This is a genomic window from Nitratireductor indicus C115 (assembly GCF_000300515.1).
Lineage (GTDB): Bacteria > Pseudomonadota > Alphaproteobacteria > Rhizobiales > Rhizobiaceae > Nitratireductor > Nitratireductor indicus.
Window position 1 is genome coordinate 1 of the sequence record NZ_AMSI01000003.1, and the last position, 23,685, is coordinate 23,685.

Annotated in this window: 37 protein-coding genes; 24 read left to right on the plus strand and 13 right to left on the minus strand. The window is 62.3% G+C overall.

The window, feature by feature from the left end:
• Window positions 1–119 precede the first annotated feature (119 nt).
• From NA8A_RS04720 to NA8A_RS04770, 13 genes are all read right to left on the minus strand, one after another.
• A complete protein-coding gene (locus NA8A_RS04720) occupies window positions 120–362 on the minus strand; it encodes a hypothetical protein (RefSeq protein WP_009449486.1) in 243 nt (80 codons plus the stop codon).
• A 170-nt stretch (window positions 363–532) separates the two neighbouring features.
• Window positions 533–733, minus strand: coding sequence for a hypothetical protein (locus NA8A_RS04725; RefSeq protein ID WP_009449488.1), 201 nt, complete (start codon window positions 731–733; stop codon window positions 533–535).
• A gap of 31 nt (window positions 734–764) precedes the next feature.
• The gene (locus tag NA8A_RS04730; RefSeq protein ID WP_009449490.1) at window positions 765–1,118 is read right to left on the minus strand and encodes a hypothetical protein; all 354 of its coding nucleotides are present in this window, start codon (window positions 1,116–1,118) and stop codon (window positions 765–767) included.
• A complete protein-coding gene (locus tag NA8A_RS04735; RefSeq protein WP_143087885.1) occupies window positions 1,115–2,476 on the minus strand; it encodes a site-specific integrase in 1,362 nt (453 codons plus the stop codon). Before NA8A_RS04735 ends, NA8A_RS04730 begins: the two co-directional genes overlap by 4 nt.
• A 101-nt stretch (window positions 2,477–2,577) precedes the next feature.
• A complete protein-coding gene (locus tag NA8A_RS25645) occupies window positions 2,578–2,709 on the minus strand; it encodes a hypothetical protein (protein ID WP_276274377.1) in 132 nt (43 codons plus the stop codon).
• Entirely contained in the window at window positions 2,699–2,836 is a 138-nt protein-coding gene (locus NA8A_RS25040) for a hypothetical protein (RefSeq protein WP_157174134.1), read from the minus strand. Before NA8A_RS25040 ends, NA8A_RS25645 begins: the two co-directional genes overlap by 11 nt.
• Window positions 2,823–3,506: a hypothetical protein gene (locus NA8A_RS04740; protein WP_009449492.1), complete on the minus strand. Its 684-nt coding sequence runs from the start codon at window positions 3,504–3,506 to the stop codon at window positions 2,823–2,825. Before NA8A_RS04740 ends, NA8A_RS25040 begins: the two co-directional genes overlap by 14 nt.
• On the minus strand, window positions 3,503–3,778 hold the full coding sequence (locus NA8A_RS04745) for a hypothetical protein (RefSeq protein ID WP_009449493.1): 276 nt from the start codon (window positions 3,776–3,778) through the stop codon (window positions 3,503–3,505). The genes NA8A_RS04740 and NA8A_RS04745 overlap by 4 nt, the downstream gene beginning before the upstream one ends.
• Entirely contained in the window at window positions 3,775–3,999 is a 225-nt protein-coding gene (locus tag NA8A_RS04750) for a hypothetical protein (RefSeq protein WP_009449494.1), read from the minus strand. The genes NA8A_RS04745 and NA8A_RS04750 overlap by 4 nt, the downstream gene beginning before the upstream one ends.
• Complete coding sequence (locus NA8A_RS04755) at window positions 3,996–4,280, minus strand: hypothetical protein (protein WP_009449495.1); 285 nt, start codon at window positions 4,278–4,280, stop codon at window positions 3,996–3,998. Before NA8A_RS04755 ends, NA8A_RS04750 begins: the two co-directional genes overlap by 4 nt.
• Window positions 4,277–4,621 carry a hypothetical protein gene (locus NA8A_RS04760; RefSeq protein ID WP_009449496.1) on the minus strand — a complete coding sequence of 115 codons (345 nt, stop codon included), beginning with the start codon at window positions 4,619–4,621 and terminating at the stop codon, window positions 4,277–4,279. The genes NA8A_RS04755 and NA8A_RS04760 overlap by 4 nt, the downstream gene beginning before the upstream one ends.
• Window positions 4,618–4,929 carry a hypothetical protein gene (locus NA8A_RS04765; RefSeq protein ID WP_009449497.1) on the minus strand — a complete coding sequence of 104 codons (312 nt, stop codon included), beginning with the start codon at window positions 4,927–4,929 and terminating at the stop codon, window positions 4,618–4,620. Before NA8A_RS04765 ends, NA8A_RS04760 begins: the two co-directional genes overlap by 4 nt.
• Window positions 4,930–5,085: 156 nt before the next feature.
• Window positions 5,086–5,718, minus strand: a complete 633-nt coding sequence (locus NA8A_RS04770; protein WP_009449498.1) for a S24 family peptidase — start codon at window positions 5,716–5,718, stop codon at window positions 5,086–5,088.
• A 95-nt stretch (window positions 5,719–5,813) separates the two neighbouring features.
• Here NA8A_RS04770 and NA8A_RS25045 point away from each other — a divergent pair, with 95 nt between their 5' ends.
• The 24 genes from NA8A_RS25045 (at window position 5,814) to NA8A_RS04875 (ending at window position 23,675) form a co-directional block, all read left to right on the plus strand.
• Complete coding sequence (locus NA8A_RS25045; protein ID WP_143087884.1) at window positions 5,814–6,023, plus strand: hypothetical protein; 210 nt, start codon at window positions 5,814–5,816, stop codon at window positions 6,021–6,023.
• On the plus strand, window positions 6,020–6,226 hold the full coding sequence (locus tag NA8A_RS04775) for a hypothetical protein (RefSeq protein WP_009449499.1): 207 nt from the start codon (window positions 6,020–6,022) through the stop codon (window positions 6,224–6,226). Before NA8A_RS25045 ends, NA8A_RS04775 begins: the two co-directional genes overlap by 4 nt.
• Window positions 6,223–6,513 carry a hypothetical protein gene (locus NA8A_RS04780; protein ID WP_009449500.1) on the plus strand — a complete coding sequence of 97 codons (291 nt, stop codon included), beginning with the start codon at window positions 6,223–6,225 and terminating at the stop codon, window positions 6,511–6,513. The genes NA8A_RS04775 and NA8A_RS04780 overlap by 4 nt, the downstream gene beginning before the upstream one ends.
• Window positions 6,510–6,782: a hypothetical protein gene (locus tag NA8A_RS04785; protein ID WP_009449501.1), complete on the plus strand. Its 273-nt coding sequence runs from the start codon at window positions 6,510–6,512 to the stop codon at window positions 6,780–6,782. The genes NA8A_RS04780 and NA8A_RS04785 overlap by 4 nt, the downstream gene beginning before the upstream one ends.
• Window positions 6,779–6,925, plus strand: a complete 147-nt coding sequence (locus NA8A_RS25050) for a hypothetical protein (protein WP_157174135.1) — start codon at window positions 6,779–6,781, stop codon at window positions 6,923–6,925. The genes NA8A_RS04785 and NA8A_RS25050 overlap by 4 nt, the downstream gene beginning before the upstream one ends.
• A gap of 6 nt (window positions 6,926–6,931) precedes the next feature.
• The gene (locus NA8A_RS04790; protein ID WP_074896563.1) at window positions 6,932–7,252 is read left to right on the plus strand and encodes a hypothetical protein; all 321 of its coding nucleotides are present in this window, start codon (window positions 6,932–6,934) and stop codon (window positions 7,250–7,252) included.
• Window positions 7,253–7,386: 134 nt separating this feature from the next.
• Window positions 7,387–7,833, plus strand: coding sequence for a hypothetical protein (locus NA8A_RS04795; RefSeq protein WP_009449503.1), 447 nt, complete (start codon window positions 7,387–7,389; stop codon window positions 7,831–7,833).
• The gene (locus tag NA8A_RS04800; RefSeq protein ID WP_009449504.1) at window positions 7,830–8,948 is read left to right on the plus strand and encodes a DUF7146 domain-containing protein; all 1,119 of its coding nucleotides are present in this window, start codon (window positions 7,830–7,832) and stop codon (window positions 8,946–8,948) included. The genes NA8A_RS04795 and NA8A_RS04800 overlap by 4 nt, the downstream gene beginning before the upstream one ends.
• 2 nt (window positions 8,949–8,950) lie before the next feature.
• Entirely contained in the window at window positions 8,951–9,259 is a 309-nt protein-coding gene (locus NA8A_RS04805) for a Gp49 family protein (RefSeq protein WP_009449505.1), read from the plus strand.
• Window positions 9,260–9,369: 110 nt separating this feature from the next.
• Window positions 9,370–9,966 carry a hypothetical protein gene (locus NA8A_RS04810; RefSeq protein ID WP_009449506.1) on the plus strand — a complete coding sequence of 199 codons (597 nt, stop codon included), beginning with the start codon at window positions 9,370–9,372 and terminating at the stop codon, window positions 9,964–9,966.
• Window positions 9,967–9,990: 24 nt separating this feature from the next.
• Window positions 9,991–11,895 (plus strand): hypothetical protein, encoded by a 1,905-nt coding sequence (locus NA8A_RS04815; RefSeq protein WP_009449507.1) that lies wholly within the window; start codon window positions 9,991–9,993, stop codon window positions 11,893–11,895.
• Window positions 11,896–12,168: 273 nt separating this feature from the next.
• Complete coding sequence (locus NA8A_RS04820; protein WP_009449508.1) at window positions 12,169–12,354, plus strand: hypothetical protein; 186 nt, start codon at window positions 12,169–12,171, stop codon at window positions 12,352–12,354.
• A complete protein-coding gene (locus NA8A_RS04825; protein WP_009449509.1) occupies window positions 12,354–12,932 on the plus strand; it encodes a hypothetical protein in 579 nt (192 codons plus the stop codon). Before NA8A_RS04820 ends, NA8A_RS04825 begins: the two co-directional genes overlap by 1 nt.
• Before the next feature lie 404 nt (window positions 12,933–13,336).
• Window positions 13,337–14,905: a hypothetical protein gene (locus NA8A_RS04830; RefSeq protein WP_009449510.1), complete on the plus strand. Its 1,569-nt coding sequence runs from the start codon at window positions 13,337–13,339 to the stop codon at window positions 14,903–14,905.
• Entirely contained in the window at window positions 14,893–15,321 is a 429-nt protein-coding gene (locus NA8A_RS04835) for a GNAT family N-acetyltransferase (RefSeq protein WP_143087883.1), read from the plus strand. The genes NA8A_RS04830 and NA8A_RS04835 overlap by 13 nt, the downstream gene beginning before the upstream one ends.
• Window positions 15,322–15,375: 54 nt before the next feature.
• Entirely contained in the window at window positions 15,376–15,570 is a 195-nt protein-coding gene (locus NA8A_RS25055) for a hypothetical protein (RefSeq protein WP_009449512.1), read from the plus strand.
• Entirely contained in the window at window positions 15,570–17,183 is a 1,614-nt protein-coding gene (locus tag NA8A_RS04840) for a portal protein (RefSeq protein WP_009449513.1), read from the plus strand. Before NA8A_RS25055 ends, NA8A_RS04840 begins: the two co-directional genes overlap by 1 nt.
• Before the next feature lie 39 nt (window positions 17,184–17,222).
• Window positions 17,223–17,657, plus strand: coding sequence for a hypothetical protein (locus NA8A_RS04845; RefSeq protein WP_009449514.1), 435 nt, complete (start codon window positions 17,223–17,225; stop codon window positions 17,655–17,657).
• Window positions 17,654–18,514: a hypothetical protein gene (locus NA8A_RS04850; protein WP_009449515.1), complete on the plus strand. Its 861-nt coding sequence runs from the start codon at window positions 17,654–17,656 to the stop codon at window positions 18,512–18,514. Before NA8A_RS04845 ends, NA8A_RS04850 begins: the two co-directional genes overlap by 4 nt.
• 219 nt (window positions 18,515–18,733) lie before the next feature.
• The gene (locus NA8A_RS04855) at window positions 18,734–19,597 is read left to right on the plus strand and encodes a phage capsid protein (RefSeq protein WP_009449516.1); all 864 of its coding nucleotides are present in this window, start codon (window positions 18,734–18,736) and stop codon (window positions 19,595–19,597) included.
• 53 nt (window positions 19,598–19,650) lie between these two features.
• Complete coding sequence (locus tag NA8A_RS04860) at window positions 19,651–19,941, plus strand: hypothetical protein (RefSeq protein WP_009449517.1); 291 nt, start codon at window positions 19,651–19,653, stop codon at window positions 19,939–19,941.
• A gap of 58 nt (window positions 19,942–19,999) precedes the next feature.
• Window positions 20,000–20,641 (plus strand): phage connector family protein, encoded by a 642-nt coding sequence (locus NA8A_RS04865; protein WP_009449518.1) that lies wholly within the window; start codon window positions 20,000–20,002, stop codon window positions 20,639–20,641.
• 4 nt (window positions 20,642–20,645) lie between these two features.
• Complete coding sequence (locus NA8A_RS04870; protein WP_009449519.1) at window positions 20,646–23,138, plus strand: phage tail protein; 2,493 nt, start codon at window positions 20,646–20,648, stop codon at window positions 23,136–23,138.
• Window positions 23,139–23,675 (plus strand): hypothetical protein, encoded by a 537-nt coding sequence (locus NA8A_RS04875; protein ID WP_009449520.1) that lies wholly within the window; start codon window positions 23,139–23,141, stop codon window positions 23,673–23,675.
• Window positions 23,676–23,685: the final 10 nt, after the last annotated feature.

Sequence of the window (23,685 nt, forward strand, 5' to 3'; positions counted from 1 at the left end):
TCGAGCCCGTGATCACCCACCAATCTTTTCAATAAGTTACGGCAGATGCTGGCAGAACAAGACCAGAACATGAGGCAACCGTGAGGCCGCCTCACGCCCCACGTGGGGCTTTCGCCGTTCTACCCCTGTTCCGCCCGCCTTTTCCATCGGCTCGCATAGCTGCCTTCATAACCCCGCCTGGCTCGGTTCACCTGGCACTGCACGGCATTCAACGTGTAGCCGATCGGGTTGTGCAGGCTTTCACGGTCTTCGGCGCTCGAGACCGAATGAACGTAGGACAGCATCGTCACCAGGCCGCCGATGGTTTCAACCGCATCTTCGGTAATGTGTAAGGACGGAAGTTCACTATGTTGATCTTTCATCTTTTCCCCATGCCTCCAAAAGCATGGCAATGCTGCATCCCGGCTAAGAATGCGTCAATCATAGTGACAGATGAACGGAAAAGTTGATCAGTGGTCTTTGTGGATGACCTGCAAACTAGTCCAGACCTACACCTGAAATTAGGAAGTCTTTGCTATGGCGAGCGCCCGTTTCATTCCGGGCGGTCGCTTCTACGCATGATGCGCGTGCCCTGCCGCAAGTAAATCGTATCTGCGGGATTGTCATGGTGCAGGCACGCGGCATCATAGGCCGCGAAGGCCACATAGATGTGCTCGGCCGTCGCGATCTGCGCGACCAGCTGGCCACCACGAAAGGCGTCTATCGAAAATCGATGATCGAAAACTTGGCGCATGTTCTTACTATGTTCTCACGCGCTGAAATCGTCAATCGGAAAGGTCCAAGGCCTTATCTATCAATTCCCGCAGGCACCGGAGGTCATCCAGCTCGAAGACCAGGAACACATCTTCTTCGTTGAAGCATCCGTCACGCTGATAGCATTCCTGGATCGGGAAGCTGGCGTTGTCGTCCAGCATCGCTTCAAGACGCCCAAACCATTCTCCCCCGTCAAAGCTCTGAATATCGCAAAGGTTTCTGTAAAAGAAATCACCAGGGTAATCTTCTTTCAAACGCAGCGTCTCGCCCTTAACGAGCAGTTCTCCAAACGCCCACTTGACGCCTTTGCAGAACAGCACGCCCTCTGGCAGCAAGAGAAAGGCCCTCCGGCTGTAGACCCTCATCCCTTTGCTTCCTGGCCGGCTTCCTGCGCCTGCCGCGCATACCACCCTTCCAGCTTCTCCATGCCGCGCCTGGCGAACTCTGGCGGTATCGCCACATAGTGGCGCAGCACCTTGTCGGACTGGCCGAAGGCATGGCCGGAAAAACCTGCGATCTCGAAGCGGTCGCAGCCGGCGAGCGCCAACCAGCTCATGCACGTATCGCGCAGGTCCTGGTCGCGCAGCGTGGCTATCGATGGCATGGCAGGCAAACCGGCCGCCGCCAGGACGGCCGGCACGTCGACACCGGCAAGAAGTGTGGCCGCGTCCTTGGTGACCGCGCCGGCCTGATCCCGCTCGATATCGCCCGTTGCTGCCACTTGGCGCAGAACGCGAAACACCTTTCGATACCAGTCGGCAGCCCAGGGCCGGCCGGTGCGCTCGCACACAAACAGCGTTGTCGGAACGACCGTCCAGGCCTTGCGCCTGGCTCGCGCCGCCGCAAGCCTCGCCTCGAGGCGGCCAGCAAGCGGGATCAACAGGTTTTGCCTGACTGCCCGTTTCTTCGAGGGAGAGAACATCAAACCTTCACCGCTGATGCGATCGGCAGGCAAGGACAAGCGGTCATTCTGCCGTTGGCCGGTCCAGGGGCCGGCGCAAACCACATCGGCAAAATCTGGCTGGCCGAGCGCATCGGCCACGGCAATCAAATGCTCGAACTCCGCGACGCTCGCCGGCCGCACGCGCTCCTCGAGGACCGGCAATGTCTCTTCCAGGCCTTCCACCGGATTATGCGCCACCAGGTGCTGTTTGCGGCCGTGCCCATAAGCGACGGACAGGAAGGCCCGCACCGCCCTCGCCTGAGCCAGGCCGTGCCGGATCTCTATCTTGTCCAGGATGCCGGCAAGCGCACGCGGGGTAAGAGCCGCTGCCGCCTCATTCCAGACGCGGCCCTGGTCGAACCCTTCCAGCAATCGACTTGCGCCCCTGTAGAAACGGATTGTGTTGTCCGCGAGCGGCGGGCGCTTCTTGCGGCCCTGCACGATCTCCCTGCCCTGCATGCGCGGGCTGGCGACGAAGGTTTCGCAAACCTGGCCGATGGTAACCAGGCCGTCGCGCCTGGCGCGCTCGGCCGCGTTCCTGGTCTTCCGCGCCGTGGTTTCGCCTCCGGCGATTGCAGCGCGGCAGGAGGCGATTTCCTTCTGCTTGGCTTCGGACCAGGCAACAGCCTCGTCCACGGAATACCAGCGCCCATCCGGGTGGCGCAGATCCTCGCCCTTGAAGCCCAGCTGGCGATGCACGGCGCTGGCGAAGAACCGCGGACGCCCTTCGCGCCACGTAACCAGCGGAATTTTGATGATGACTTTGCCCATAGTGTTCATGATGTTCATGCCTCCTGGAGGTTGTCAAAGTGGCCGGGCGGCCCTGGGGGAATAGGAGCCGCCCGACAGGCGCGCAGGGAACGGAGGGTGTGGTTGCGCGCCTAAAGGAAAATTCGGACGCCGGCGACGGCGAGCGCCCCGGAAGCCAGCACCAGCACAAGGCCAACGCCGAAGAACAAGCCGGCCTCGATGCAGGCCAGACGGTGACGGCCGCGCCGATCCTCAACGGACATCGAACGGCCCCCGCGATTTCGGCTGACGGCGCGCCTGGATCCAGTCCAAGGCGGTGACGGCGAGGCCGAGAAGGAAAGCGCAAGCAGCGCCGAGGGCGAGCATGGGGAGAAAATCAGTCCAGAGCATTGCCGCCTCCCTCCCGCGCTCCTGATAGAGCGGCGTTGAGGACGGCTACAGCCGTAATGTGTGCAGAGCTCGCCACTTCAGGGTCATTCGCCACTACATCTTCCGCTATCCCGAAATCTCGCAATGCTTCGCAAATAGTTTGGTATATCGGTTTTGCTGCCCGCTCCACCATCGCATCGTCTACGATGGGGGAAGGGGTAGGTTCGATGACGGAGAGAACGGAGTTTTCATAGTCGGCTTGGGCGGCGGCTTGGGCGGATGCAACATCGAACCCCGCGCGAATGAATTTGCCAGCCTTGCCTTGCTTAGTTATCCGCCAATATCCACCGGCGTAGGCTGTATAAACGTCGCCGAATGGCGTGACCGCATATGCATCCCCGTTTCTGTAGCGCTTCCACTCCAGCGCCTTCACCTTCACGCCGCCCGCTTCCTCTCCTGCGGTGAGGGCGGGGACAGGCTCAAAGTTGTCGGAGAAATACTGCGCGGCTACGAGCCACAAATCTTCGTGGTTCTTTGGGTTTCTGGCAATCATGTCGCCAAGTTTTGGGGAGCCTGCAATCGTATCAGCCGGCGCGACGCTGACGCCTTCCAGATCATCCCCGGGAACATAGGGGCGCAGCTCTGCTATCTGCTTGCGGCGAAATTGCGTGAACTTCTGCTCTCTGGTCATAACACCGGCTCCCCGACGCTTCCGAATACCTGGCCGCCCAGCTTGGTGATCCGGGCGACACCTGCGCATCCAGCGAGGCGATCGATATGCAGCAGGCCGCGCCGGTGCAGGGCCTCGACCGTGCCAGGTGCATGGCCGCCAAAGCCCTTGCTCGACCAGCCATGCCTCTGGCGCCGCAAAGGCGCGTCGGCCGCTTCATCAAGCGCCGCCTTCATCGCCGGCGAGAGACTGCGCCAGTTTCTGAGAAGGGATTTTCGATCCGGGGATTTCATAGCTTCCTCCCTTCCGCCAGCGCATCGTCAAGCGCCTCCTCAAGGTCGACGAAAGCGCCGTGAAGAAGCTGATCCGCTTCCTGGACGACCATTTCGTCAACGTCGCCATAGGCGGCGCCGATCTCGATGAGCAAATGCCTGATCTTTTCGATGCGGCGCATTGCGAAGGTGTGGGCGCGCTTGGGCGTCCAGTTGTTGAGAGATTGAATGCGCCCCCTCATCCCTGCCCCCTGCTCTCTGCCACGTCGAGCAGATCGCGCCCGGCCTGGGTGACTTCCAGGCGCGGCTGGCCGCGATCATCCTTGCGGATAACCAGGCGCTTGAAGTGAAGATATTTGGCCGTGCTCAGCGTGACCTTGGGCGAACCGGGCGCTTGCCATCCGCCCTTCACGCGCTTCACCCGGTAATCCCGCAGGATCTGCAATGCCTTGCGCTGGCCGCTTGTGAGATCGGAAGGCCTGGCGATGACATGCGCAGGCTTGTCGGAAATGAAGGACATCATGACGCCGCCTCCGCCAATAGCAGACGGGTGGCGCTCATGTTTTCCTGCATCCGAATTCTTGCGAACTCGCAGTAGTATTCGATCATTGAGCGGTCAGTGTCCGCAGGCAAAAGCTGCGCGGTGAGGCTTGCGAAGGTCTGCACCTGCACGTCAGCAAGTGCAGAAATCAGCTGCGACCTTGTCGTACCGCGAGCCATCTCGCTTTCCGCCCAAGTCTCAATTGTGCGCACGATGCCGGTCGCGTTCAGACGGGCCATACAACGAACGACCGGTGACTTGGCAGACAAAGCATCCGCCAGAGCATCCTCATCGTCGGCGGGAACAAAAATCCTCTCATTCATGGCCGGCCTCCCGCATATTCGTCTTCGAGGGCACGTGTGGCGACGCTGATTTCCAGCCGTTCGTCGGCGCCGCCGATTTGCGCCTCCGCCTTTCCGGGCAGATAGGTTTCGCCGTTGGTCGCAATCCAGCGCATCACCGCCGCCTTTGACCAGGCATTGAGACCAGGAAGCTTTTTGGGGAAGCCGAACGCCTCGAGCTCGGCGCGACGGTTGCGGAAATAGCCGTCTGTCAGATTGAGCAGCCGGGCGACGCCGGCGGCGGTAAGCACCGCCGGTGACGAGATCGACGCTTTTGCTTCTTCATTCATCGCAAATCACCTCGTTTCATGGATGAAAACGAGGCGAGAATGTTACTTGCTTCACATTTCGTCAAGCAATTTCACGTGAAAATGTGACACACGTGAAACCGGTGACGCCAAGCACGGCGCCGCCGGATATCCCAAAACCCAATTCAATGAAGACGCTTAGGCGACCCTGCGCGGCCGAACCGACGCCGTGACGACGCCTTGAATTTCTACGCGATCGTCATCAATCAGCACCGGGCGCAGCAATTCGGGATCCAGCGTCGCCGAGACCAGAAACGGATGCTCAAACAACCGCACCACGGTCTCACCGTGCCCCGTCTTGTCATAGACAACGGCACAGACAACATCACCTGGCCGAGGATCCGCGTTCCGATCCACAACAACCACGTCACCGGGCAAATAGCCCGCGCTTTCAAGAGCACGCGAGTGCAAAACCCAAGCCTCAGCGCTGTTTGAGCCTGCGCTTAAGGCATCCACTGCATCACCAAGCCCATCACCCGGAACAGGCCTATAGGCAGAAGCCTCACCCTGCGCCACGCCTCGCGCCGCTTGGGGCGGTTGCGTCTGATATGGAGGAATGCCGCCGACGCGCGCAATCTTCTCGACAATCGCCGTTTCCAGGCGCGCGACATTCAGCGGATCATTGAAGAACTTTGAAAGCGTCGAGTGTGAAAACTTCCCCTCACGGGCAAGCCTCGATGCATTCCAATGGCGATAATCCATGATCGCACGAACCCATGCGATCTGCTTGCGCCGAGTGTTTTCCACAAAGTCTTCCATGCGCGCAAGCATGCTTTGGCCTACTCCACATTACATCTGGCCGTATTTTCACTTGACACTTTTATCCAAATCACAGCTTTTCACATTTGTACATAGGAGGTGCAGCTGTGAGCTGGTGGAAAGACATCGACCGACAGCGCCGCGAGCTCGGCATTAGCAGAGCAGAGATGTGCCGCCGTGCCGGGATTTCCGAGAGCACAGTGACCTACGGCATCAAGCGCGGCACCCGGCCCTATTCGACGACACGCCGCCAGGTGGAACTGGTCATCGCCATGGAGCGCCAGGTGCAGATCGACACAGCGAGGGACAGCGCATGAAGGTCTCCGACCTATCCGCCGAGCACTATATGGCGATCGATGCCATGAAGGATCAGCTTCTGATCGTGCTCATCAACCGGCTTGGCGGCAAGGTCGACCTGCCGGTGAGCGAGATCGACGGCACGGGCGGCTGCTATCTGATGATGCGCCTCGACGAACAAAGCCGAACGTTCGAGTTCGAGGTGCGGAGGAAGGGCTCATGACCTGGTCCCCCGAAATGAGCGAGGCGCGCCGCGCCCGCCGTGGTCAAATGGATTGGCTGAACGATCCGGTGCTGTCCTACAAGCTGGTTTGCGACGGCAAAGACCCGTTGACGAACCGTTTCGTCGTCGCGCGGAAAAACCATCTGTGCAGCATATGCTGGGGACCGATCGACAAGGGCGAGCGGATCCGCGCCGAGAGCCGGCGCAGCGCGGACGGCAAGCGCATCGAGACCCGGCGCGTCTGCCGCGTCTGCTGCGAGGCAATCGCGCGGGGTGAACAGCCATGATCGCCGTCGCCGACAGCCCTTCCCCGCAATATCCGACACAAACCCGCTTCATGGAGGCCATGGCCGGCGTCATCAATCTCGAGCTGCGCAAGCGCGGACATTCGGGCGCGGAGCTGATCGAATTTCGCTGGGATGAGCGCCAGGGACAGGAACCCATTGTGACGATTGTCGCAGGCCCGGGCAAAGCACCTCTCACGGTGGCCCGACTGAGGGAAGCCTATGAAGCGCTCAAGAAGGCGCGCCGGGCTGCACGGAAGGAAGCCGCATGACACAGGACAGGAACCCGCATCGTCGCTTTCTCGTTTTCGCCTGGCTGTTCTGCTTCACCGGCATCGGCATGTTTGCCTATGCCGTGCTCGAACAGCAGGCCGAGCGGGCCGCCGTGTCCTGGGTTTCCGGGTTGGCGGAGTGAATGCCGATGAACACGCTCCTCCCCATCATCGAGCAGATGCACAATGCCGCCGACGACCGCGCGCGGGCCGATATCCTCCTGCGCTGCCCCGATGGCGTGATGCTGAAATATGCGGACGTGTTTCGCGATGCCTGCCGCCGGGCGGCATTCGATCCTGGCGAAACCCTGGTGCACTACCGGGAAGCCGCCCTGATGGCCGTTCGCGATGCAAACGGCCTCCTGCCACCAGCCATTGCCGGGCCACTGGAAGAACTGCGCCAGGCAATGGCGCGCTTTGCCGCCGGCGGCCGCCCCCAGGAGCCGCCAGCGGCCGACACCGATTTGTAGCGTAAGCGTAGCGTATTCGCGTTTTTTGACTGCCTCCCCATAGCCGACGAAGGGGTCTCCGTCGGCTGTCTGGCGGGCCGGCCGGGCATTCCGCCCATAGTGCCGGCTGGCCCGCCTCTTTTGTTGGAAACGATATGGCGCGCAAGCAGAACTGGCCGAGAAAGAACCGCAAGCCGAGGCCCTTCGCCAACGCCGGCACGCGCCGGCCGCCGGCAGATCGCCGGGCCGAGCGCGCCATGCGCCGGCGTCGCGCGCGGATCTCCGGCAACGCGGATCTCGCTTCGGCGCTTGCCGCGTATTATCGTGTGGCGCAGCTGATGGCCGGTGCCACCGGCGTTTCGTTTTCTGACATCGTGAGCCGCGCCACACCTGGCACGATGCGCCGGCGCAAGACGCGCATTGCCCGTGATTGCGCGCTCTACCTGACCGTTACCGCCATCGGCATTCCGGCAAGCCGGCTTGCCCGTGCCCTGGGCCGGCCCCGGCAGCGCGTCTGCGCGGCATGTAGCCGGATGGAGGATGCGCGCGACCGTCAGAGCGTCGAAGCCTTGCTTTCCAGGCTTGAGGCGGTGCTGACATGACCCACGCGCCCGAAGCCCCCACCATCGACATGGGCGAGATCCGCAAGCGCCTCGAGGACGATATCTTGCAGCTCGCCCGCGCCCTGGTGCCGGATGGCCGCCGCAATGGCGATTACTGGATTGGCCGCAACCCTGCCCGGGCAGACAAGCACGGCGGCAGCTTCTGGATCCGCATCAAGGAACCGAAGGGCATCTGGAAAGATGAGGCGACGGGGGCAACCGGCGATGTCATCAAGCTGGTGCAGTATGCGCAGGGCCTTTCCGACTACAGCGTGACACGGCGCTGGTGCCTTCGCTATCTCGGCATTCAGCCTGGCGCGCCTGCACCCACCAAGGAAGAACAGGCGCGCCTTGAGGCAAGGCGGCGCGCCGACGAAAAGCGCCGCGCGGCCGAGGAGGCCGCAATTACCGCCAAGCGCCGCAAGGCGGCGCTGGGCCTCTGGCTCCAGGCGCGGCCGATCGATACCGGCGAGGGTTTCGAGGGGTCAGTGCTCGATCGCTATTGGCGTGGCGCCCGTGGTCTCGACATGCGCGGAAAGCCCGTATCCGGCGCATTGCGCTTCGCCGCCGAACACGATTACCGCACAGCGGACGGCGAGCTGATCGCGCGGCCCTGCCTGATCGCCCATCTGACCGGCCCGGATGGCACATGCTGGGGCATTCATCGCACATGGCTGGAGCCGGACGGCCGCGACAAGGCTCTTTTCCCGGATCCGAAACAGAACAAGCCGCGCAAGATATGGCCCGCCGGCTGGCGCGGTGCCGTCATTCGCATTTCCAAGGGTGGCGACAACCTGACCCCGGAACAGGCGGTGAAGCGCGGCAAGGCCTGCCCGCTCATCATCTGCGAAGGCATCGAGGACGGTTTGACGCTGGCGCTTGCCCTGCCCTCGCATCGCGTTTGGGCCGCCTGCACGCTCGGCAATATCGGCCTGGTCCCGATCATGGATTGCGTCTCCGAAATCATCGTCGCGGCAGACAACGATTGGAACAAGCCCGAGGCACAGCGCGCGCTCGCGCAGGGCCTCGAGCAGCTGAGAGCTTCCGGCCGGCCAGTGCGCGTTGCGCGCTCGCCCCGGGGGAAGGACTTCAACGACCTGGTGAAAGGAGAATGAGAATGGACAGTTTGGAAGCAACAGACGCCGCCGCAGCAGCGGTGCAGAAGACGCCGAACCGTGTGAGCCTGGACAGCATCAAGGCCAAGATTGCCGAGGTGGAGTTTCACGCGCCGCATCTGGAACCGACCATGACTGTCTGCTTCGTCAAGATGCAGAACGGCTTTGTGGTCATCGGCAAAACCGCCCCGGCGGACCCGGGAAACTTCGACGCGGAGTTGGGCAGGAAATTCGCCTACGAGGACGCCGTTCGTCAGATTTGGCCGCTTGAAGGCTACGCCCTGCGCGAGCGCCTGGCTGCTGAGGCTTAGCCCATTCCGGCGGCGCTCGATGCGGTGAAGTGAAGGCACGGCCGACTTCCGCAGCTCGACAACGCGAAGCCTGGAGCGCCGCCGGGAACCACCCAACGGAGACGAAAGACATGAAGCACAGTGACATTGCCACTCTGGCCTTCGAGACGGCCATGGCCGCCTGGGGCCACATCAGCGACGAGACACCCCGCCCGTTTCCGGGAAACACCACATATCTGGACCTTTATTCCTATGCACGGGACAGAAGTTTTCCGCCGCCTGAAACTTTGGCGCGCAAAACAGCCGAGATGATTGGAGAACGGTTCTCCTTCGCGACCCTGCACCACGCACCGAAAGGCATCGGCGCGTTCTTCCAGGTCTTCCGGGCCGTCGCGGTCGCCCTCGAGCCATTCCATGAACCCGACCCGGAGGAAGATCATGCGCCTGGTGCCGCTCCTGCGAAGGATGACCCCGCCGGTGCAGGCGGAACCGAGGCTGACACCCAGACCCAAGAACCCGATGACGGAAACGGAACTGGCGGGGAAACTCCGCCGGCGGCCGATCCGAAAGCCGGCAAACCTACAGCTGCGCCTTCTGATCAACCTGACGAGGCAGGCGGGGATACTGCCGCTGACGCCGGCGGGAAGGATGCCCAGGGAGAGACCGAAGAAACGAAGGTGACCGGCGACAAGGCCGCCGGCGCAGCGAAAAAAGACGACAAGAAATAACCTTCGGGCACAAAGCAGCACGGCATGGCAGATCAGACCAACCAGGGCGCGGATCCTCGATCCGCGTCCGGCTCCACGCGCGACAACCCTTTCGCCGAAGTGGCGGCGGCCGTGCTCGGCACGGACCCGCTCGAGGAGGAAGACGTCCGCAGTGTCAGCTCGATCGGCCGGGAAGATCCCCTTCCCGGTCACGAGCTGGACGGCGCACCGCCTGGCGATTGGAAGCCCGATGAACTTGGCCTGCCGCCAGGCTGTCCCGTGCTGCCGCTCGGAACCGAGGAAGGCGTTTATCACTTTCTCGACACCATCGGACAAATGCGCTCGCTGCGCGAAAGCGAATTCGGCCAGGGACCCTTGAACAGCCTGTTCCTTGGCCGTCACTATTGGCTCTATTGGGCCTTTCCCCGCAAGAATTCGGACGGGCTTGTCACCAGCTGGCGGCCGGAGAAGGTGCGCGAGATCCTCATGGGAGCCTGCGCGCGCAAAGGCAGCTGGTCAGCAGCCAACCGCGTGCGCGGCCGGGGAACCTGGCGCGGCCGAAAAGGGCAGTTGATCCTGCATTGCGGTGATCGCCTGTTGGTGCAGCATGGCACCGGCCTCAAGGAAGAACCGCTGGGCGAGCTCGAGGGGATGATTTATCCGACCAGGCCGCCGATCGAAACGCCTTGGCCCGAACCCATGGCGGGCAAAAAAGGCCCCGCCCTCCAACTCCTGCCGCATCTGCAATGCTGGAACTGGAGCCGGCCACGGCTCGATCCTATCCTGCTCATCGGCTGGATTGCCTCCGCCCGCCTTGGCGGTGCGCTGGGCTGGCGGCCGGAATGCTTTATCCAGGGCGATAAGGGATCCGGTAAAAGCTCGATCCATGCGGATCTGAAAGGCTTGTTCGGTTCGGGCCTGGTGCAGACCGGCGACACCACGGCCGCCGGCATCTACCAGGAACTGAAATTCGACTGCCTGCCGGTGGCTATCGACGAATTCGAGGCGAAGAACGACACCCGCAAGCAAAAGGCGGTGATCGAACTTGCACGTCTGTCGTGCTCGGGCGCGCCGATGCACCGCGGTGGCGACAACCACCGCGGCACCAAGTTTTTCGGTCGATCCTCCTACCTGTTCTCGATGATCAATACGCCGCCGATGGACCCGCAGGACCTTTCCCGTTCTGCGCTCCTGCGCCTCAAACCGCACAAGGAAGGTGCGGTGCGGCCGGTCATTCCCGAGCATGAGCTGGTGGAGCTCGGCCGGCAGATGCAGCGCAGGCTTATCGACAACTGGCACCGATGGGACGCCACGTTCACCGCCTGGCGCGAATTCCTGGCCGATTGCGGCCATGACGGCCGGGGACAGGACACATTCGGCACGTTGATGGCGGCGGCCGACCTGGTGATTGACCATGACGCCGAAGCCCTTGGCCTGGAGATCGGCCCGAATGCCGAAAACTTCAACGCCTGGCGCGACGACCTCGAGGTGAGCCGCCTTGCCGAGTATGACGATGCATCGGCAAACTGGCGGCTTTGTCTGTCTCACATCATGAGCCAGCGCATCGAGGCCTGGCGCGGCGGCACCAGGCACACGGTTGGCGAAGTGCTGACCGACTTTTTCGAGGGCGATATCAGCGACCCCGAGGCGCTGAAATACGAAACCGCGCGCAAGCTCCTCGAGCAAACCGGGCTGACGCTCCTCAAACCAACCAAGGAATGCCCGAACTTCGAGCTACTGGTGCCCAACCAGCACCCTTTGCTGCACCAGCTGTTCCAGGGCTCGAAATGGGCAGGCGAACTGGCCGCCGGCGTCTGGTCAGGCGCATTGCGCATGGCACCGGATGAGATCTGGCGCGACGCTTCGGCGCGGATCCACGGCGAGAAGAAGCGCGGCACCGCATTCGCGCTGAAAGACATCATCGTGACCGATGAGGAGGCGCGGTCATGATGCCCCATCACATTCTACGCAGTATAGACCACACCGGCGCGCCTTTGGCGCGTCGGTGCTTCCGCTTGACCACGTTCACGACCCGCGCCCCGCGCCCCCTGGCAGCGAAAAACCGCGCGGGAAACGTGACAGCCCTCACCCTCACCCATGATCAGCAAGGAAGAAACCACGGGTGTTTCAGGCCTGATCTGGGGCCGGGTGGAACGCTGGAACACAAGGCAGGGCAATGCCGGTTCCAGCTTAATACACTGAAAAGACAGGGAAATTAGCCGCATGGAACGCTGGAACGCTGGAACCGCATATATAGCCTCGCGCGCGCGCGCGTATGAGGAAACGCATGTTCCAGTGTTCCAACGTTCCAACCATGGAATTCATAAGGGAAATGAATGGGTTGGCTGGAACATGGCGGTGGAACGCGCCGTGTTCCAGCGTTCCAGCGATAAAAAAGGGGGCAGATAATGGCCGGCGACAAGGATCGCGGCTTGGACGCCGCTTTGGGACTGTCTGAGAGCGCGCGCGGGCTCTCGGAAAAAATCGATGCCGAGCGCGAAGGCGCGCCGATCCAGAACGAGCTGTTCGCCGGGCAGAGCGTGTTCGGCGCGTTGCGCCTGACGGACGGGCGCACGGTCAGCACCGGGCCGGGACGGCCCAAGGGCGCGCGCAACAAGACCACGCGCGACCTGGCGAAGCTGATCCAGGCGACAGGCCGCGACCCGCTGCTTGCCATGGCCGAGATCGTGGCGACGCCGATCGATGTCATCGCGCGCACGCTGGGCTGCAAGAAGATCGAGGCGGCAGAGTATCACCGCAAGGTCATGTCGGACCTTGCCCCTTACGTGCACCAGAAACTGCCGACCGCCGTCCAGGTGCAGGGCGCGACGGCCGGAATGCTGGTCATCCAGATGGGCAACACCGGCCCTGGCGGCGGCGGCGAAGGCCTGCCGATGCGCCTCATAGAGGGCGAGCAAATTCAATCACTTAGCGACGACGACGAGGCAACGCCTCACGATGCCGCGCCTCACAAAGAGGGCAAGTAATTGGAAACACAGCAGAAATCCCCTTCCGAGACCATGATTGAAAATCAGCAGGTCAGCGCGCCCGCCGCCCTGGCCGCGCCGCGCCTGGGCCGCAATCCGTCCGATGGGGGGCCGCCTCATTCCATGGCCGGCGCAGGCCGGGGGCATTCCCGAAGCCGGGCCGCCACCCTCGAGAGGGTGAAGCCCGTGCGGTTTTCGGGCTTCGGATCAAACCGGGCCGGTGGCGGGAAAACGGAAAACTTGAACTCGGCGCCCCGGGGCCGGGGGGTGGGGGCAGCGGCGAGCAGCCGAACCGCCAACACCTGCGCCAATTGGGATGATGGTTGCTGCCATGTCTGCGGTTCGCAATCCGAGGGATATGAGGTTTCCCCATCTTTCCGCTGCCCAGGATGGAGGGCGCGGACATGACCGCCCCCGCCGAAGTCCTCGAGCTCTATCGCAGGGCGCAGCTCGACAAGCTCGATATCCGCACCTACCAGCCGCCCGGGCCGGTGGCTGCCGAGTTCATGAACGACCGCGAGCATTGGGTGCGGTTCATCAAGGGGCCGATCGGCTCGGGCAAGACCAATGTGAACTTCTTCGACAAGCTCGCCCTGGCCATGAACATGCCTGTCTGCACCAGGGGCCAATATGCCGGGCATCGGCTCTATCGGCACATCGAGGTGCGCGATACCTATGCGAACCTCTGGGGCACTACCATCAAAAGCTGGTGGCAATGGTTCGGGCCAGACGTGGGGCACTGGACGGGCGGCGAGAACCGGAAGGCCACGCACACGCTGGTGTTCGATACGGGCGGGGGTAGCAACCTTCATTTCGAGATCGTGTTTCAGGCGATCCAGGATCAGGACGTGGACGCTGCCCTGCGCGGAATCGAGTTCACCAGCGCCAACATGGGTGAGGCCGACCAGCAATCCGGCGACGTGCTCACCTATCTGATCGGCCGCGCTCTGCAACAGCGCTTCCCGCCGAAGCGCTTCTTCGATGAAGGGACCGAGTACTACACCTGTGTGACCGGTGACTTGAACCCACCCGACACCGACAACTGGACCTATGGCATTTTCGAGGATGAACGACCGGAGGGGCACAAGATGTTTCACCAGCCGTCCGGCCGCTCAGCCGGAGGCGAGAACCGCGCCGCCATCAGCCGCGAGACCTACGAGAAGATGGCGGCGACGAACAAGCATCGCCCCTGGTGGGTGAAGGCTATGGTGGATGGCGACTGGTCACCATCGCGCAATGGCGAGCCGGTCTATCCCGAATATGACGACACGGTGCATTGCGCACACAAGGAGCTGGAGCCTGTTCCAGGCCTGCCGATCCGGTTGTGCTTCGACCAGGGCGTGACCGGCCCGGCCATGCTGGTGTTGCAGTGGATGCCGGACGGGCAGTTGCGGGTCCTCGACGAATATTGCCCTGGGAGGATCGGCCCTACCGGCTTCGGCCGGGGTTGCAAGATGATGTTGGGCGCGCGGTATCGCGGATATCGCATCGAGCGCGCCACGGGCGACATGGCCGGCTTTTTCGGCGGCGACAAGGAAACCGGCGATCTCGCTATGTTCGAAACCGTCGCCAACGCCATGGGCATCGTCATTCTGCCGTGCGAGACCAACGAACTGAACATTCGCCATGACGCCGTGCGTCAGCTCCTGCGCTATCGCATCGACGGTCGCCGGCCAGCGCTCCTGGTTTCGACCAGGGCGAAGATGATCCGCAAAGGCTTCAATTCGCACTACCGCTACCGCAAGCGGCGCGGCATGGGGGACAACTCCACGGATCCGATCCCTGAGAAAAACGAATTCTCCAATCCGCATGACGCGCTCCAATACGGCGCGATCGATCTGGTGGGGATCGAGGGCGTGAAGCGCGGCGAGCTGATGGGCGGTCGCGGCGACAGCGTTACCGGCTTGCCCGACGATGACGATTTCGGCGGGACCACGACACCGGAAACGGATTTCGACGTATGGGACACATGATCGAATTCCGCCCTGCCCGCCTGCCCGACATCCCGGCAATCGTTCGGTTTCAGCCGCGCAAGCTCTGGAAAGGGATTGTGACGCAGGTGCGGTCGCATCCAGCCTGGACACTCTGTCTGGACGGCGCGCCGCAGCTCATCGTCGGCGTTGTGCCTTACACCGCCGGCGTGCTCGAGCTCTGGATGTTCTTTGCCCCCGGGTTCAGCCGCGCGCCAAGGTTCAAATCGATGATGCGGCTCTGCCTCATGCACGGGGCGACGGTGTGCCCAGACCATATTCTGCTGGCGCGGATCGATGACAGGAACGCGCCTTCCCGGAAGATGGCGGAGCTCGTCGGCTTCGTACCCATGGAAGAACATCTGCCGGGAACAACCATCCGCACCTGGATACGCCCTGCCCTGGACGCGGAAACGTGACAGCGGCCGCGCGGCCATAGGCTGTTCGCGAACTCACAGAAGGGTGTCCAACCGATGGGAAGTCTATTTGGTGGCCGCGTCCAGGGCCCGACCGAGGCGGAGAAGGCCATGCAGCGCGACCGCTACGTTGAAGCGAACCGCGCAGACGTGGAAGCCGACCAGAAAGTTGCGCTCGCAGCCAGAGCGGCAAGCCTTCGCAAATCGCTCGCATACCGCGACCAGAGCAAGAAGGGCACGCTGGGCGGCTGATGGCAGAGAAAAACACGGCGCCGACAGAAAGCCAGCTCAAGCGTACGAACAAGGCATGCGACAAGGCCTATGAGCATTGCCGCGAAGACAAGGCGCAGCTCGACCAGCTCTATGAATATGTGCTGCCGAACCGGGCACCGGCCGGTACGTCCACCGCCTCGCGCGCCGCACGCAACGAAAAGATATTCGATGCCACTGCCACCAAGGCAGCCTATCGCTTCGCCGGTCGGATGCAGCAGGATGTAACGCCGGCGTTTCAGCGTTTCTTCGAGCTCAAGGTTGGGCCATATCTCGAGATCGAGGGCGACGAAAAGAAGGCGATCGAGCAGGACCTTGAAACCATCACCAAGAAGGTGACCGCCGTCCTCGAGGGCGCACAGTTCTCTGTCGCATCCGGGGAAATGTACCTCGATCTGTTCGGCGGCACCGGCGCGATGCTCATTCTTCCGCATGAACGGGAAGTCTGCCGTTTCGTCACCGTGCCGGTTGGCGAGATCGCTCTGCGCGAGAATGGCGCGGGTGTCGTCAACGGCATCTATTGGAAGCGGGCGTACAGCGCCGGGGACATTCCGCATCTGTGGCCCAAGGATCGCACCAACCTGTCCAAGCGTTTGAAGGACCTGGCGGAGCAAGAGCCCGACACTTCGGTCACCATTGTCCAAGCCTCCGAGTTCAACGAGGAAACCGGCCAGTGGCAATTCCTCGCATATTGCCCCGACAAGATGGACGAAGGTGCGCTTTACCACACGACCGAGCGCACATGCCCCTGGCTAACGCCGCGCTTCTACAAGGTGCCCGGGCGCGCCATGGGTACCGGCCCCGGCCTGATCGGATTGCCCACAGCCAAAACGCTCAACAAGGTTGTGGAACTGACGATCAAGGCGGCGGCCTTCGCCATTCTTGGCCTGTGGATCCACAAGAACGACCGGGTGTTCAATCCGAAAACAGCGAAGATGCGCCCGGGCGCAATGTGGGCGGTCGGCGCTACCGGCGGCACGATGGGGGCCAGCGTCCAGCGGCTTGAGGTTCCTGGCCGCTTCGACATCTCCAACCTGATCCTCAACGAACTGCGCGATGCCGTGAAAAGCGTCATGCTGGACGATACCTTGCCGCCTGATAGCGGCGCGGTGCGCTCGGCCACGGAAATCGTCGAGCGCATGAAGCGCCTTTCCGCCGACCTGTCGGGTGCCTATTCGCGCCTGGTTCTCGAAATCATCCGGCCATTGATCCAGCGCATTATCGATATCCTGTGGAGCCGCAACCTCATCAAGGCGAACATCAATATCGACCAGTTGCTGTTCAAGGTCGAAGTCGTCTCGCCCATCGCGCGCCTGCAACAGGCGCAGGACGTTTCCAACCTGGTGGAGTGGCTGCAAATCGTCATGTCGATCGGCGGTATGGAAATGCTCATGCTCACGGCGAAGGTGGAAGACATCTTCTCCGATATCGGCCGGAAGCTCGGGGTTCCTGAAAAATTCGTTCGGTCGGAAGCCGAAAAGAAATCAATTCAAAAGCTGGTCGCCCAGCTGATCGCAAATGCGCAGATGCAGGCGCAGCAGGCGAAGCAATCGCCTGCCGGCGCTCCTGCACCGGGGGACCTGGTGCAGGCTTGATCCGTCCGGGCAGGGACGAAAACGAAGAAGGACAGGACCATGACAGAACAGCAACCAGATAAGCACGGCGTCGATGCCGATGAAGAACTGCGCGAAATCGACGGGTTGGAACCGAGCGCCGAAGCTTTGATAGAAGCGCTTGGCTCCATGCTCGGCGGAAGCGGCGGCTGGGGCGACATCGAAAGTGATGGCGCTGCCATGCTGAAACAGCGCGCCGAACAGTCCAAGCGCGCGCAACAGCAGGCAAACCAGTTCCGCGATTGTTTTTCGACCACGGCGGGCCGCGCGACCCTCGAGTACATGCTTGACGAAACGCTGCGCGCCGAGCCCTTCCCGCTCGACGCCATGCTGAGCCGCGAGCAGATCGAGCCATTGCTGTTGATGCATTACGCACAATGCCAATTCGTCCGGGCCATTCTCTCGGCCATGGCCCAGGCGACACCCGTACCGGCCGACCGAGGACAGGACGCATGAGCAACGAACCCAGCCACGGAGTGGAACCAACTCCCCAGATCGCCGCCGCCGACGACCCGGCCAACGCAGGCGCTCCACCTGCCGCCGATCCCACGCAAGGCGGCCGCACCGAACCTATCGGCGGTGCAGACGGCCAGATGCCAGGCATCTACAAGCCGGAGGGTATTGCCGATCATCTCGTCGGGCAGACCAACGAGGAAACGATTGATCGCCTGATACGCGAGAACAAGGGGTTCCGCGATGCCCAGGCGAAGAAGACCGGCGCAGTGCCGGAGAATGCGGACGGCTACCAGCCTTTCGAATGGGGCGAGAAAACCAAAGCTCTGGGCGGCGTAGCCGATGACGACCAGGCCCTGGGTATCTTCAAGAACATCGCACATGAACATGGTTTCACTGACGCACAGATGGCTGCCGTGCCGAAATTCATGGAAGCAATGGCGGAAAAAGGCCTTCTCGAAGCCCCGTTCGATACCGCCGGCATGCTCGAAAGTCTCGCCCCGGAGGGCTTCAAGGGAAGCGCGGAGGAGAAACAGGCGAAGGGCGGCGAAAGGCTGACGGCCGCTGAAAACTGGATCAAGCAGCTGGATGCGGAAGCGCATGGCTTCGACCAGGACATGAAGAACGAAATGCGCCTTCTCACCACATCGCTTGCCGGCGTGAAGGTGATCGAAAAGCTGATGAACCGCGGCGTGAACCCTTCCGTGCATCCAGGCGGGGGCGGTGCCGAACGCGCAGTCACCAAACAGGACTACGAAGCCCGCATCGCGGATCCTCGAAACAATGCGTTCGGCGATAAGTTCGATGAGAACTTCGCGAATGAGACCCGCGAGATTGCGCGTCGTCTGTTCGGCGACTGAACGCCCGCTGCCTGCGGTGCTCCAGCCCGGCCCGGATGGCCGGGCTTTTTTTTGAGCACGCAGGAAACGTGACAGCGCGCGCGCGCACATAGGCTCTTGCGTCAACGGTGGATGGACCCGGCCGGCACAGGCAACCGGCTCTTGCAAAGGAGACAGGCCCTAGGGCTCGCCCGGCAATCGGCCCCGGAAACCCGATTATTCGTTTCTTTGGGGATTACGATGTCTCAGAACGCTCCCAATCATTACGTCCAGCAGTGGCGCGCTCAGGCCCTGCATGTTTACCAGTCCGGCGGCTTCGCGCTGCGCAACACCACCACGCCGCCGGAAAAGATCACCGGCGAGAAAATGCACTTCCCGATCTTCGGCCAGGTCGAAGCCGAGGAAGACGTGCAGCGCGGCGACGAGGCCAAGCCCGCAAACCCGAACGACACCACGGTTCCGGTGGATACCAAGAAGTCCCGTGCCTTCGAGGAGGTCTACGAGGACGATCTTGACCAGATGACCGTCGCCCGCCAACAGGCCGTCGCCATGCGTTCGGCCAAGGCGCTCGGCCGCGTGCATGACAAGACGATCATCCGGGCACTCAAGGCTTCCACCCAGTATGTCGGAGCCTATGCCGACCTCATGTCCGCGACCACGCTGGTGCAGGGCAAGCAGGTGCTGATGGGCAACGATGTCGAGGTGCAGGACGGTGAAGTGTTCTGCGGTGTGGACAGCGTGAGCTGGGCCATGCTGATCGGCGACAAACGCATTGCCAATGCCGATTATGTCGGCCCGGACCTGCCTTTCATCAAGGGCAATCTGGCAAAGAGCTGGAACGGCATCCACATCTTCGCGCTGTCGGACAAAACCTTGCGCGTCGGCGATGCCGCAGCACAGGTCAATTGCCAGATGTGGCACCGCTCTGCGATCGGCTTCGGCTATGTGCGCCAGCTCACCGGCTCGGTTCAGTGGGACAACCGCAAGGATTGCTGGACGCACAACATGCGCATGCGCATCGGCTCCAAGCTTCTTCTGCCGGAAGGTGCGGTGCAGCTCAGGGCGAAATACGACCCGTCCGCCATCGTTCTGCCGACCGCCTGATGAACCGGCGGCCGGGCAACCGGCCGCCCCTTTTCGCAATTGAGGACTGACACATGCGACCCTTTCAGAATGGGACCATCCGCCGCTACGGCGCCGGCGTCTCCTACGGCACCGGCGCCAACGTCAAGCAGCTGTCCGCCTGGGACTATGCGACCACCGACGACAAGGCGGCAATCGAGACGGCAGGGCATTTCAACGCGCTTGCCGGAGAAATGAGCATCGGCGACACGATCAAGATCCGTGCCGATCTCGACGGAACGCCGGCGCTCTATGAGTACATCGTAAGCGCCAACACGGGTTCTGCCGTGACGGTGGCGCTCTCCACGGCGACCGCAGCCGCATAACGCCAGACGTTCAAAGGCCGCCAGTCGTCAAGCCTGGCGGCCAATGCCGGGGAGCCTCATGGACGCCGCAACCATCATCAACCGCGCTCTCTCAAGGATTGGCTGCCTTCCGATCCAGTCTGTTGCCAGCCCGGGACCGGCAGGGGACGGCGTTGTGGCGACCTACAATGCAGTCCTCGAGGACGTGCTGTCGAAATATCCCTGGCATTTCACCAAACGGTTTGCCGCCCTCGATCATCTTACCCAGGCCCCTCCCCTTGGATGGAGCCATGCCTTTTCCCTGCCGCCTGGCCGTCTCGCCCTTCCGCGCGGCTATTATGACAGCCCCAGCAGCGACCGCCCCTTGCTTCGGTTCCAGATCGCCGAAACTCAGGTCTGGACCATGACATCGCAGTGCTATGCCGAATACCAGATCAAACCGGATCCGGCCCATTGGCCTGGCTATTTCCGCGAGCTGATCGTGCTGTGCTGCGCCGCCGAATATGCGTTGGAGATCCGCGAGGATGCCATGCTGCGCCGCGAGCTGCGCCGCGACGCCTACGGCCCGCCGGACTATCAGGGCGAAGGCGGCCAGTTCAAGGTCGCAAGTGACCTGGACGCCCAGGCCATGCCGAGCCAGCAGCCCGCCGGCGGGGCCAACCCGTTGACCGATGTTCGCGACGCCTGGGACGAGCCCGACGACGCGCGGTTCGGATGGTGAGCGCATGACCAAGCTGACCACGGTTCAGGCTGCACATACCTATGGCGTGCTCGATCCGCTCACCCAGGAGCGGCGCGATACAAAGTTCTTGCAGAGCGCACTTTCCGGTGCGGAAAACATCATCATTCTGCCGCAGGGTGGGTATTCCGACCGTGGCGGCACATGGGATCGCGCAGGGGCCCGGCGTCAGCTCGAAGACATCGCTCTATCGGAAGGAATGTGCACGCTGCCCAATGGGGGCACCGCGGCGGACCTTCTGAACCCCGACACCGAAATCACCACCAGTGCAGCCGCCGGCGCGCGCTTCGTTCTCTTCGAGGTCGATCTTGGTGCGGCAGAGACCGTGCATTTCATCGATATCGGCGGCGTCCATGCTGAAACGAGCGGGGCCGACGCTGCCCTGATTGCTGAATGGTGGGACGGCGCAGTCTGGCAGCCTTTCGGCAATGCGCTCAAACTCACCATTGAAGCGGAGACGCGGCGCTTTGCATCCGGTGCGCCTGGTCACTCCGGGCATGCTGCCCAGATGTTTCGTGTCTGCGTCGATGCAACGGGCGACGCGGCAGGTGCAATCACCTTCACACATGCGGCGTTCCGCGCGGAAGGTGCTGCGCTCTCGCTCGGCCTGGTCCGCCGCTTTACGCCCGAGCAGGGGCAGCGTCACCAACTCGTGTTCACCGATCGGAACATTGACGTTTTCGTCGCGGGTGTTTGGCAGACGGCCATCCCCTATCCTGCCGGTGAAGATATTCTGCACCAGGTGCAGATGGAGCCGCGTTTTGACAGCATCCTGGCGTTTCACCAGGAGATGGCCCCGCAGCGCATCTTCAGGATGGGGAGCAGCACAGAATGGAGCTGCTCGAATATCCTGTTCGAGAATGTCCCGCTTGTCGATTTTGGCGGGGTCTACACCAATGGCGTTACCGAGGTGCAGGAAGTTTCCGCCTACGATCTGATTGATGGCGGTTCATTCGACCTGACCCTGGAAGGCAACACCACGACCTCAATCACGGTTAGCGACGATGGTCCTGCAAACGCCCTCCTGATCAAAGCCGCCCTCGAGGATCTTCCAGGTGTAGCGCCCGGCCTGACGGTGACGAACCTGACAACCGGGGGGAGCAACCCAGAACGCTACAAGATCCAATTCACGGGCGAAGGAAACGCCAATCGCGACTGGTTGCAGATGGGTGCCAGCCCTCTCGACAACAAAGCCTATTTCCGGGTGAAGACTGTCACCAAGGGCCGACCTGGCGGTGAACCGATCATGAGCGAGGAACGCGGCTGGCCAGCCGTGGGCCGCATTGTTCAGCAACGGCTGGTCATGACCGGCTTCAAAAGCCGCCCCAATCATTTCATGGCGTCGGTGACGGGCGAGCCATTCAACATCGACACCGAGCTGGATGCATCGCGGGCGGCCCTGGTCTACGAGATCGAGGCCGGCGAGGCCAACGTGATGCGGGATATCGTGAACGGGCGCACGCTCCTGTTCTTCGGTTCCGAGAAAATCGCCTATCTCAAGAACCTGGTGCTGTCGGCGACGGAGGTTCCTGAATTCGGTTTCTCGGATGCTCCGGGCATTGCACCTGGTTTGCCGACCACATCGTCAGACAACGGCATTTTCTATGTCCAGGAAGGGGGCGATACATTGCGCCTCCTATCATACACGGAGCTCGAGCAGAACTTTGTCGGTGAGAATGCCTCCGTCCTTTCCGCGCATCTGATCAAGCAGCCCACAGACCTTGCCCGCCGGCGCGCCTACGGCAAGGTCGATGCCGACATGATGCTGATGCCCATGGAAGACGGCACGCTTACCAGCCTCACCGTGATGAGGACGCAGGAAGTTTCCGGCTTTGCGCCGTGGGAGACCGATGGAAAATTCCTGTCGGTCATGTCCGACACCGACCGCAGTATCTGGATGCTCTGCCGGCGAACATCGGCCGGACAGGATAGCATTCGCCTCGAAGAACACGACCCGGTTTTATTTCTCGATGAGGCGGAACAGATCGTGCTTGGCGCGCCGACCAACAGCCTATCCGGTCTGGATCGTTATTCCGGGCGCAGCATCTGGATCCAGGAGGGCGACAATCTTCATGGGCCGTTTGAAGTCACGGCCGGCGAAGCGACCCTGCAAGACCCAGTCGCCGGCACCATCATCGTGGGAACATGGCGGCCACCTGTCGCAGACGATATGGACGTCATGCTTGAAACCGAAACCGGCCGGCGCGAAGCCCGGTTGAAGCGCGTCAGCCGCTTGGTGGTTTCCCTCTACGAAACAACATCGCTCGCCATTGCGGTCAACGATGCTCCTGCCTTCAACGTTCCTTTGCGGAGCAATGCCGACACGATCATGGATGAAGGCCCGATTGCGCGGCCAGTCACTGCCCGGATCGAGGTTGAAGGCATGCACGGTTTTTCGCGTCATGGCCGCTCGAGGATCACACAGCTTTTTCCGGGCCGCCTCACGGTTCGGTCGGTGCAAAAGGACATAGCGGGTTAGATGGAACTCATCGGCGGACTTTTTGCGGGATTGCTCGGCGGGGGCTCAGCCGCCGGCGGCGCTGCCGCTGCCGGGGCCGGCATCACCGGTATCGGGGCGCTCCAGACGGGTGCCTCCCTCCTTTCCGTGGTGGCCGGCATCGGCTCGGGCGTCGCGGCCAACAACGCGGCGAAAGCCGAAGCGGAGGAGATCAAGTTTCAGGATCGCGAGGAATTCATCCAGGGAAAGGAAACGAGCACGGCCCTGAAAGAAGAACTCATGCGCACCGTGTCGGATCAGACAGTGGCATTCGCCGCCGGCGGCGTGGATCTTTCCTCCGTGTCCGCACAGACCGCCAGACGCCAGGCGGTCGATGACGCGGAGAAAGAACTTTCGATCAATTCCAATCAGCGCCTGCAGCGCTCGCTCGCACGCCGCCGCCAGGCCGCCAATGTCAGGGCGCGTGGCCGGGCGCAACTGTTCTCGAGTGTCGTCGGTGCAGGGCAGACCCTTGCCAATGACGTGATCGACCGCTCGCAGCTCGGCAGCCTGTCCTGAGAGGGAAGTT